5 protein-coding genes and 1 pseudogene are annotated in these 5,410 nt (G+C 68.4%); 4 read left to right on the forward strand and 2 right to left on the reverse strand.

The genetic code is table 11. The features are described from left to right. Both DD1DGNOD_RS00350 and DD1DGNOD_RS00355 read right to left on the reverse strand, forming a co-directional pair. A pseudogene (locus DD1DGNOD_RS00350) lies at positions 1-267 on the reverse strand (hypothetical protein); the annotation flags it as partial. Positions 268-320: 53 nt separating this feature from the next. Continuing rightward, positions 321-1,070 (reverse strand): hypothetical protein, encoded by a 750-nt coding sequence (locus DD1DGNOD_RS00355; RefSeq protein ID WP_131767477.1) that lies wholly within the window; start codon positions 1,068-1,070, stop codon positions 321-323. Positions 1,071-1,398: 328 nt separating this feature from the next. On the opposite strand from DD1DGNOD_RS00355, the gene DD1DGNOD_RS00360 reads away from it, so the two are divergent. From DD1DGNOD_RS00360 to DD1DGNOD_RS00380, 4 genes are all read left to right on the forward strand, one after another. Further along, on the forward strand, positions 1,399-2,004 hold the full coding sequence (locus DD1DGNOD_RS00360; RefSeq protein ID WP_241255367.1) for a hypothetical protein: 606 nt from the start codon (positions 1,399-1,401) through the stop codon (positions 2,002-2,004). Continuing rightward, positions 1,997-2,875: a TRM11 family SAM-dependent methyltransferase gene (locus tag DD1DGNOD_RS00365; protein ID WP_131767478.1), complete on the forward strand. Its 879-nt coding sequence runs from the start codon at positions 1,997-1,999 to the stop codon at positions 2,873-2,875. The genes DD1DGNOD_RS00360 and DD1DGNOD_RS00365 overlap by 8 nt, the downstream gene beginning before the upstream one ends. Positions 2,876-3,524: 649 nt before the next feature. Then, on the forward strand, positions 3,525-3,725 hold the full coding sequence (locus DD1DGNOD_RS00375; RefSeq protein ID WP_131767479.1) for a hypothetical protein: 201 nt from the start codon (positions 3,525-3,527) through the stop codon (positions 3,723-3,725). Then, positions 3,722-5,392 (forward strand): recombinase family protein, encoded by a 1,671-nt coding sequence (locus DD1DGNOD_RS00380; protein WP_131769183.1) that lies wholly within the window; start codon positions 3,722-3,724, stop codon positions 5,390-5,392. The genes DD1DGNOD_RS00375 and DD1DGNOD_RS00380 overlap by 4 nt, the downstream gene beginning before the upstream one ends. Positions 5,393-5,410: the final 18 nt, after the last annotated feature.

Raw genomic sequence — 5,410 nt, forward strand, 5'->3', positions numbered from 1 at the left:
ACCCAGGGGAGCCGCCCCGACCCGACGCGCCCTCGGTACCCCAGAGACACGGCCGGTCAGCATCCCCACCACCCCGGCGACAGCCGCGACGAGCAGCAGCGTGCCGGAAGACGGCCCACCTGCCCCGCCCAGCCGCTGCTGGGCGGCCACCGCCGCCCCGGTCAGGAGCAGCATGACCGCCACAGCACCGGCGGTCTCCGCCCACACCGCCATCCCCCGCCATGCCCGGCGGGCCAGGACAGCGACGCGACGAACGACCCCTGCCACAAACGGGCGGAGCACCGGACGGGGCCGCGGACGCTGCGCCCGGGGGGATCGGGTCAGCACGGCACCCTCACCCCGACCCGGCCGGTCACGATCGCCTGCGCCAGCCGGTCCTCGGCCCGGCCAAGCCGCACCGCCAGTTCCTCTCCCGGCCCGGACACCGTGGACAACACCGCCAGCGGCATCCCATCCAGCCGGCTCACCGCGATCAGCGCGGCGTCGGCGGCCGAGAGCACCTCCGCGGCCACCGCCTGGGCCAGTACCCCCCGCGGCGCACCCCACGGTTCCGGGGGCATCGCCGCCGCCACCGACACCCCGCTGCCACCCCCCGGCAGCGCCACACTGTGCCGGCGGGCCTCGGTCACCCCGGCCCGGTAGGCCGCCCACGCCAACCGCACCCCCAGCCGCGGCGCCGCCGGCGATACCCGCCGCAACCCGCCCAGGAAGCCGATCAGTACCTCAGCGTCCAGATCCGCCGGATCCCCGCAGTAGCCGGCGGCCAGCCCGCCCGCGGTCCGCCGCAGCAGCGGCATCGCCACCCCGACCGCGCCCACCTGCCACGCCGGCTCGTCGCGCCGGCCCACCAGATACGCCCACGCCGCATGCCACGCTGCCGCCGACGTCGCCGGATGCGCCAGCAGCACCCGCAGCTCCCGCAACCCGACCGGCCGCGACGGCAACCCCGCATGAATATCCGCGCCGTTGACCACCAGCCCGTCCGGGGATGTGGTCAACGTGCTGAAAGCCGCCTCGGCGATATCCAACGCCGAACCATCCGGCGGGACAGAACGATCAGGTCTGGTCATCTCTGAGTGTCCTTTCATGCGAGCGCCGACAAACGCTGGAATGCAAGGACGCCACACCCCATCTGACACCGACCTGACAGTGATCAGACACTTATCCGCCACGGCCGTACAGACAGCGCGAGCGACTGACAGGACACGGACATATCCCTGACGGTGATCTGACAGCGACCAGCACGCTCGGCGTGTCAGATCACTGTCAGCCGCCGTCGGTTTCACTTACAACCGCGGCCCGCGCCGCGCCTTTCCGCGAAAGTCTCCCCGCCGCCGCACCCGGCCTGCCCATACACCGGCTTCGAGTGCGGTAACACCCGTGGACGGAGGACTATCCGTGTCCCTGGCCCCACCCGCCACCGGCGACCAGACATCCAGCACCGTTCCGCTCACCGTCTGGCCCACCCTGACAGACACCCAGCCCGGTGCTATCCCCCCAGCCGCCGCCGCCCGCGCTATCGCCACCTTCAGCCAGCCGGACGACCTGATTGTCGTCATCGACGGGCCGGTGATAATCCGCGACGCCGCCATCCACCTCCACCGCCGATACACCGCGGTCAGCCGCCCGACCACAGATACCGGCGGTCGCGCATGGCCGTCGCCGGCCGGACACGCCGGCCTGGTTATCGACTATCCACCGGCCGGTGACCCGCAGACCCTGCTCCCCGCTTTCGTCCAGACGGCCGGCCTGCTGCGTCCCGGTGGCATTCTGCTCACCGTTCACACCCCCACCGCCGGTGCCACCGACCCGCTTACCACCGGCATTACCACCGCCCGCGCCGCCGGGCTGCGCTACCTCCAACACATCGTCGTGCTCACCACCCCCATCAGCGGCGGCCGGCTCCATCCCGCCGGACACCCGCATATCCCACCTGGCGGTCTCGTCGTTCCGGTGCACACCGATCTGGCGGTCTTCACCACAGCAGGAGGCCGCCGTGACTGACCGGCGCCCTCCGCGTCCCCTGTCGGTGTGGGCCGCCGCCCAACAACACCCCCGTAGCCAACGCACCACCCGCTACACTCCGGCCTCCACAGCCCACCCGGCGAAAATGCTACCCGCGCTCGCCCGGCACATCATCACCACCTTCACCGAACCAGGCGAACTCGTCCTCGACCCGATGTGCGGGATCGGGACCAGCTGCGTCGAAGCCGCGCACCTCGGCCGCCACGCCCTCGGTATCGAATACGAACCCCGCTGGGCAACCATCGCCCGTAGCAACGCCGCCCTCGCCGCCCGCCAGGGCGCCACGGGAACCATCCGTATTCTCACCGCTGACGCCCGCCGACTGCCCGCGCTCGCACCCTCGGATACGGCGGGAAAGGTTGCGCTGGTCCTCACGTCCCCGCCGTATGGGAAAGCCACCCACGGACAGGTCCACGCCGACCGCAGCCACGGCGTCCACAAACGCGACTACCACTACGGCCCCGGCACCGACAACCTCGCCCACCAGGACCTGCACGGCCTGCTTACTGGATTCCAGCACATTCTCACTGGCGCTGCTGCGCTGCTACAGCCCGACGGGATTGTCGCTATTACCGTCCGCCCCTACAGACAGGACGGGGAACTCGTCGACCTGCCCGGCGCGATCCTTGACCTCGCCCCGCGCGCCGGTCTGGTCCGCGCCGGCCGCGCGGTCGCGCTCCTCACCGGGCTGCGCGGCACCCGCCTGGTTCCTAGGACCACGTTCTTCGCCCTGCACAACACCCGCGTCGCCCGCGACGCCGGCATCCCGCTACACGCTGTCGCTCACGAAGACGTCCTCCTCCTATGCACGGCCGGCAGCGGATCTGACACGGACAGGCCGCTGCGATGAGCGGTTCGCTGACCTCCCCTCATCGGTCTGTATGCGCCGTGACTAGGGAAAAGAGCAACCTGACGGCGGTATCAGCAGGACCTGACTCTGATCTGACAGACAGTCCACACGCACCATCCGTCAGATCAGAGTCAGCTCACCATCAGGTCAGAGGCCGCTACCCGAGACCCCTGCGCGGACAGCGCTGCCCCGCCGCCAGCCTGCCCACCTGCGCGCGGCGGACCGGCACACCAGCCCTACCTGCGCGACACTCGCCTGGAACAGGCCGGGCCGAACAACACCCCGCTGCGGCTGGCAAGCATCTCTCTGATCACCATGGCCGCCCGGTAGTTCACCGATGTGGTCACCACGCCCGCGGAATTCCTCGATCTTCATCTGCGCCTCGAACGGCACCACGGAATCCGCGGCGGAAAATAACCAGCCGCCACCAGGGGTGCCGCGTTCCCGGTCGAGCGATAATCAATGCCGTCGTCTATCTATTCCATCATACGTTTCCCTGTTTGGGAAAGCTTAATATAGAAAGGCGTTTCTCCACACCGTGGTTTTCGACTGGTCAGTCGCGCTGGTCCGACACTGCCAGAAAGACCGATAACCCAACCCGATCGCACTACTCGTCCCCGTCCTACCGGCTGCACGGACCGGAGACGTCGTGAGGGAAGATGAGAAGGAGGGTGCACTTCGTCCCCTCAAGGTGGTAGTCCCCGACCAGCCGCCCACCCTGACACCGGGCCTGGCCACGAGCCTGCTGCGCCTGTTACGCCGCCGCATGGACGCAAAGACCGCAGCCGGCAAAAACTCCCCGTCACGTCGGGAGAACACGACCGAACGACAGGAAGGGAATTCTGAATGATCAGATTTGCGTTCGAAGGACGATGCTCGACCGAGGACCAGCAGGACCCCGAATCATCACGCGCCTGGCAGGTTACCCGCGCGAAGGCGCTGATCGAACCACACGGCGGGGAGATCGTCGTCGAGTACTTCGACGCCGGACAGTCCCGGGCCGTGCCCTGGCAACGTAGGCCAAAAGCGAACGATCTACTACAGGCACTCAAGGATCCCAACCGGGGATTCGACGCGGTCGTCATCGGGGAACCGCAGCGAGCGTTCTACGGCAACCAGTTCGGCTTGGTCTTCCCCCTGTTCGCGCACTACGGCGTGCCACTGTGGGTACCCGAGATCGGCGGCCCGATCGACCCGAACAACGAAGCCCACGACCTGATCATGTCCGTGTTCGGGGGAATGTCAAAAGGCGAACGCAACCGGATCAAAGTACGAGTCCGCGCCGCTATGGCCGCCCAAGCGGCGATGGAAGGCCGCTTCCTGGGCGGCCGGCCACCCTACGGCTACCGACTAAGCGACCTGGGACCACACCCGAACCCAGCCAAGGCCGCCGACGGCCGACGATTGCACGGCCTCGCGCGGTGCGAAGAAACCGCACCGGTCGTGGTGAGAATCTTCACCGAGTTCGTCAGTGGACGCGGCCTGTTCGCGATCGCCGAGGGGCTGACCCGCGACGGCATCTCCTGCCCCTCGGCACATGACCCGGCCCGTAACTCCCACCGCACCGGCGCAGCCTGGTCGAAAGGCGCGATCCGCGCTATCCTCACCAACCCCCGCTACACCGGCCGGCAAGTATGGAACCGGCAACGCAAGGACGAAGTCCTCCTCGACGTCGAGGACGTCAGCCTGGGACACACCACCAAACTGCGCTGGAACCCCACCGACACATGGATCTGGTCGGAGAACACCGCCCATCCGGCAATTATCGACCCGAAGCTGTTCACCGACGCACAACAGCTCCTCGCCAGACGCGGACGAGGACCCGGCGACCAGAAAACCCCGCGAACCCGCCACCTCTACGTCCTGCGCGGAGCATTCCACTGCGGGATCTGCCAGCGCAAAATGCAGGGCCACTGGGTCCGCAACGCCGCCTACTACCGCTGCCGCTACCCCCAGGAATACGCGCTGGCGAACCACATCCACCACCCCAGCAACGTCTACGTCCGAGAAGACGCCGTCCTGCCCGCCCTCGACACCTGGCTCGCCACCACCCTCACACCACCACGACTGACCGACACCCTCGACGCGATGGCCGCCACCCAGACCGTTCCCACCGGCCAGAACCAGGCCGCGGAGCGGGCACGTCTGGCCATCGCGGACTGCACGGCCAAGCTCACCCGCTACCGAGCCGCCCTTGACGCCGGTGCCGACCCGGTCATCGTCACGAACTGGATCGCCCAGACCCAGGCCGACCGGGCAGCCGCCGAACGCCAACTCCGCGAAGCCACCACAGACAGCGACCGGCGGATGAGCCGGGACGAGATCGCCGCCCTGGTCGAAGCCCTCGGCGACATACTGACCGCCCTCACCGAGGCCGACCCGACAGACAAGGCTGAGGTGTACCGCCAGCTCGGCCTTCGCCTGACCTACCAGCCCGCCACCCAGACGGTACGAGCCGAAGTGAAGATCAACCCACGTTACCGTGGGGTAATGGTCGGTGTCCGAGGGGGGACTTGAACCCCCACGCCCTTAGAG

The organism is Candidatus Protofrankia californiensis (genome assembly GCF_900634765.1).
In the GTDB taxonomy this organism is placed as follows: Bacteria; Actinomycetota; Actinomycetes; order Frankiales; family Frankiaceae; genus Protofrankia; species Protofrankia californiensis.

What these genes read in the sequence shown, in the direction of transcription:
- DD1DGNOD_RS00355 (WP_131767477.1), bottom strand. Translation starts at nt 1,070, where the DNA reads ATGACCAGACCTGATCGTTCTGTCCCGCCGGATGGTTCGGCGTTGGAT.
- DD1DGNOD_RS00380 (WP_131769183.1), top strand. Translation starts at nt 3,722, where the DNA reads ATGATCAGATTTGCGTTCGAAGGACGATGCTCGACCGAGGACCAGCAG.